Origin of the sequence: Kitasatospora sp. NPDC058406 (assembly GCF_042722765.1) — a bacterium.
GTDB lineage: Bacteria > Actinomycetota > Actinomycetes > Streptomycetales > Streptomycetaceae > Kitasatospora.
Map to the genome: position 1 here is coordinate 18,116 of NZ_JBHXKE010000156.1, position 4,007 is coordinate 22,122.

The window sequence follows — 4,007 nt, forward strand, 5'->3', positions numbered from 1 at the left end:
CCGCAGGCCCTCCACCCGGACGAGGGCGCGTCGAGTCCGCCCGGCGGCCGTGGCCTCCCCGGCCGGGGAGGCCACGGTGGCGAACCCGCCCGTCGTCCCCGCCCGGTCCGTCCTGCCCGCCTTGTCCGTCGTATCCGTCGTCCCCGTGGGACCTGTCGTCCTCGCCGTACTCATCGCACCGCCCTGAGCTGGAGACCGCGGCCGATCAGCGTGGTGCAGACCACCACGACCGAGATGGCCAGGCCCGGCGCGATCGAGATCCACCAGGCGGTCTGAAGGAAGTCCTTGCCGTCGGCGACCATCGATCCCCAGTCGGCCTCCGGCGGGACGGGGCCGAGACCGAGCACGCTCAGCCCGGAACCCGAGATGATGGCCGACCCCAGACCGATGGAGGCCAGGACGACCAGCGGTCCGCCGACGTTCGGCAGCACGTGCCGCAGCACCGACCGCCAGGCCGGCACCCCGAGCACCCGCGCCGCCTCCACGAACTCCGAGCGCAGCACCAGCCGCGCCTGGCCGCGGACCAGCCGGGCGTAGTTGGGCACCCCGGCGATGCCGATCGCGATGGCCACGTTGACGGTTCCGCCGCCCAGCAGCGCCACCACGAGCAGAGCGAGCAGCAGCTCCGGGAAGCCCAGCAGCACGTCCACGACCCGCATCAGGACGAAGTCGACGCGCCGCCCGCCGCACCCGGCGACCAGGCCGAGCAGCGCGCCGCCGCCCACCCCGATCACCGTCGCGCCGACGGCGATCAGCACCGACAGCCGGGTGCCGTGGACCAGCCGGGACCAGACGTCCCGGCCGAGCTGGTCGGTGCCGAACCAGTGCGCGGAGCCGGGCGGTTGCAGGGCCGCCGCGACGTCCGTCGCCTCGGGGGCGTGGGTGGCGAACAGGCCGGGGAAGGTCAGCACGACCGCCACCACGACCAGCAGGAGCGGCAGCGCCACCCCCACCGGCGACCGCAGCAGCCCGCCCCGGCGGGCGGCCGCCGCGGCCGGGGGGTCGAGCAGTGCGGTGGCGGTGCTCACGCGGGACCCCCCTCGCGCAGGCGGGGGTCGATCAACGGGTGGAGGAGGTCCACCACGGTGTTGATGACGACGAACGCCGCGCTGGAGATGACCACCAGCGCCGTCACCACCGGCAGGTCGCGCGTGCCGACCGCGTTGGCCAGCACCCGGCCGAGGCCCGGCCTGGTGAAGATGTTCTCCACCAGGACCGCGCCCCCGAACAGGCTGCCCAGCACGAAGCCGGCGAGTGTGGTCAGCGGCAGCAGCGCGTGCCGCAGGGTGTGCCGCAGCAGCACCGCCGTGGCACCGAGGCCCCGCGAGCGCGCGGTGAGGACGAACGGGCGGCCGTCGGCGGTCTCCAGCTCCTGCCGGATGACCTGGGACAGCACCCCGGCCAGCGGCAGCGCCAGCGCCAGCGTCGGCAGCACCAGCGCGGCCGGCCCGTCCGCCCCGATCGAGGGCAGCGCCTGGAACCGGTACGACAGCACCGTCAGCAGGATGATGCCGAGCCAGAACGACGGCATCGAGACCGTCAGCAGCTCGGCCACGCCGGCCGCGCCGCGCACCGCCCGGCCCCGGCCGGCCGTCAGGGTGGCCGCGAGCACCGCCAGCACCAGCGCGGTGACGAGGGCGGACAGGGCCAGCTCGACGGTCGGCCCGACCTGGCTGCCCAGCATCCGCTCGATCGGCTCGTTGAGCTGGTACGACCAGCCGAGGCCGCCGCTCGCCAACTGGGCGAGCTGGCGGCCGTACTGGACGAGCAGCGGGTCGTTCAGTCCGTTCTCGGCGATGATCTGGTCGCGCAGGCCCGGCGTGGCCGCCGCGCCCGGCCCGATCAGTCCGTCCACGATGTCGCCGGGGGCGAGGTGGATGGCGAAGAACGTCACCGTGAGCGTCCCCCACACCACCACGACGCCCGCGGCCAGCCGCCGGGCGACGAACCTCGCCCAGGGCGGCACGGACCGGGCACGGTCGGACACCTCAGGCCACCCCGATGCCGTAGAAGTCCGTGTTGGCGTCGACGTCCAGGACCAGACCGCTCACCTTGCCGTGCTGGGCGACGTCCATGGTGGCGATGTACGCCGGGAACGAGTACGCCTGCTCGACGATCCGCCGCTGCACCTTGCGGTACAGCTCCAGCCGCTGCCCCGCGTCGACGGTCGCCTGGGCCTGGTCCAGCCAGCCGTCGATCTGGCTGTCGCGCACCCGGGCGCCGTTGGCCCCGCCGCCGCCGAACTGGGACTTGGAGTGGTACAGGCTCTGCAGCAGGCTCGGGTCGGAGCCCTGCCAGGCGAAGGCGAAGACGTCGTAGTCGCCCTTGCCGGTGCGCCCGATGGAGCCGGCGGAGTCGAGCGGCACCAGCTTCAGCTCGATGCCGACCTGCTTCAGCGCGTCCTGGATGCCCACGTCGAAGGTGTGGTTCTGGGCGGACACGAAGGTCTGCACGTACGGCTGCTCGACGGTGAACCGCTTGCCGTCCTTGGTGCGGTAGCCGTCCGAGTCCCGCCCGGTGTAGCCGATCTCGTCGAGCAGCCGCTCGGCCTTCTCCTTGCTGAACTCCCAGGCCTTGGCGAGCGAGGCGTCGGCGCCGGGGGTCGAGGGCGCCAGCGGCCCCCAGGCCTGCTCGTACTCGCTCTGGAAGATGCCCTTGACGATGCCGGCGAAGTCGATGGCGTGCCGGGCGGCCTGACGGGCGCGGAGGTCGTCGAAGGGTGCGCGGGCGGTGTTGAGGTAGTACGTGTAGGGCACGCCGGGCACCGCCTTGCGGACCACCTGGACGCCGTTCTGGCCGCGCAGGCCCGCGAGCCGGTTCGCCGGTATCAGTTCGGCGGCGTCGACCTGGCCGGAGGTCAGCGCGCCGACCCGCGAGGCGTCCTCCTTCAGCAGCAGGACGACGATGCTCTCCAGCTTCGCCTGCCCCTGGTGGGCGGCGGTGGGCGGGGCCCACGCGTAGTCGGGCCGGCGCTTGAAGACGGCCTGCTGGCCGGGCGTCACCGACTCGAAGGTGAACGGACCGGTGCCGACGACGAACGGGCCGCCGGAGGAGAGGTCGCCCACGTGGTCGCGCAGCGCGACGGGGGAGTGGAAGCCGAGGAAGGTGCTCCCCACCGCGTTGAGGAGGGAGGCGTGCGGGGCCGTCAGGTGGACGGCCACGGTGCGCGGGTCGATCACCTCGGTGTCCTTGTAGGGGCCGAGCAGGCCCGCCGCCCGCTTGGAGGCCGTCTTGGGCGCCGTGATGTGGTCGAAGTTCGCCTTCACCGCCGCCGCGTCGAACGGCGTGCCGTCGCTGAACGTCACGCCGGTGCGCAGCGTGAAGGTGTAGGTCAGTCCGTCGGGCGACACCGTCCACGACTCGGCCAGCCACGGCTTGACCGTCCCGTCCGGCGCCAGCGAGACCAGCGACTCCAGCACCGGCCGCAGCAGCCGCCCGGTGACGGCGGTGGACGCGGCGTGCGGGTCCCAGCTGTCGGGCTCGACCGCGGCGCCGTAGCGCAGGGTGCCGCCGCCGCTCTTCGCGGAGGGCGGGGCGGAGGAGTCGGAGCAGCCCACGAGGACGGCCGGGCCGATGAGGCCGGCGACGGTGGCGGCAACGGGGAGACGGAGGAATCGACGTCTGCTGTACATGGGTTCTTTCTCGATCCTGCGCGAGGCGGGGGGAACGGTGGGCGGCGTCAGGCCTGCCCGCTCCGCGGGAGGAGGCGATGGCCCCGGCCGCGGACGATGCGACGAGTCTGGTGGCTCCGTCCGGGTCCGATCCCCCTGGCCGTCCCCCTATGAGGGCCCTGACTCCGGGGAGGGGGCCGTCCGTTCCGGGGGACGCGCTCGGTGTGTTCGGAGGTGCGCGGGTGTGCGTGGCGGTGCGTGGGAGCTCGTGGTGCGGGTGGTGCGGGTGGTTCGGGTGTGGTGCCCCCGGCGTCCCACCCGCCGGGGGCGGTGCGGCCGTTCGGGGGGCCGTATCGGCCTAACCGGGACCGTCAGATCTGGTGAATGGGGGAATTC

3 protein-coding genes are annotated in these 4,007 nt (G+C 73.7%); all 3 read right to left on the reverse strand.

The annotated features are described in order from the left end of the window. Positions 1-170: 170 nt before the first annotated feature. From ACFWOG_RS26820 to ACFWOG_RS26830, 3 genes are read right to left on the reverse strand one after another with little or no spacing between them, the layout of a single operon-like run. The gene (locus ACFWOG_RS26820) at positions 171-1,028 is read right to left on the reverse strand and encodes an ABC transporter permease (protein ID WP_380361259.1); all 858 of its coding nucleotides are present in this window, start codon (positions 1,026-1,028) and stop codon (positions 171-173) included. Then, entirely contained in the window at positions 1,025-1,987 is a 963-nt protein-coding gene (locus ACFWOG_RS26825; protein WP_329952842.1) for an ABC transporter permease, read from the reverse strand. The genes ACFWOG_RS26820 and ACFWOG_RS26825 overlap by 4 nt, the downstream gene beginning before the upstream one ends. A 1-nt stretch (position 1,988) precedes the next feature. Continuing rightward, the gene (locus ACFWOG_RS26830; RefSeq protein ID WP_380361260.1) at positions 1,989-3,632 is read right to left on the reverse strand and encodes an ABC transporter substrate-binding protein; all 1,644 of its coding nucleotides are present in this window, start codon (positions 3,630-3,632) and stop codon (positions 1,989-1,991) included. Positions 3,633-4,007 lie beyond the last annotated feature (375 nt).

Coding starts and splice junctions, on each gene's coding strand:
- ACFWOG_RS26830 (WP_380361260.1), bottom strand. CDS start 3,632: ATGTACAGCAGACGTCGATTCCTCCGTCTCCCCGTTGCCGCCACCGTC.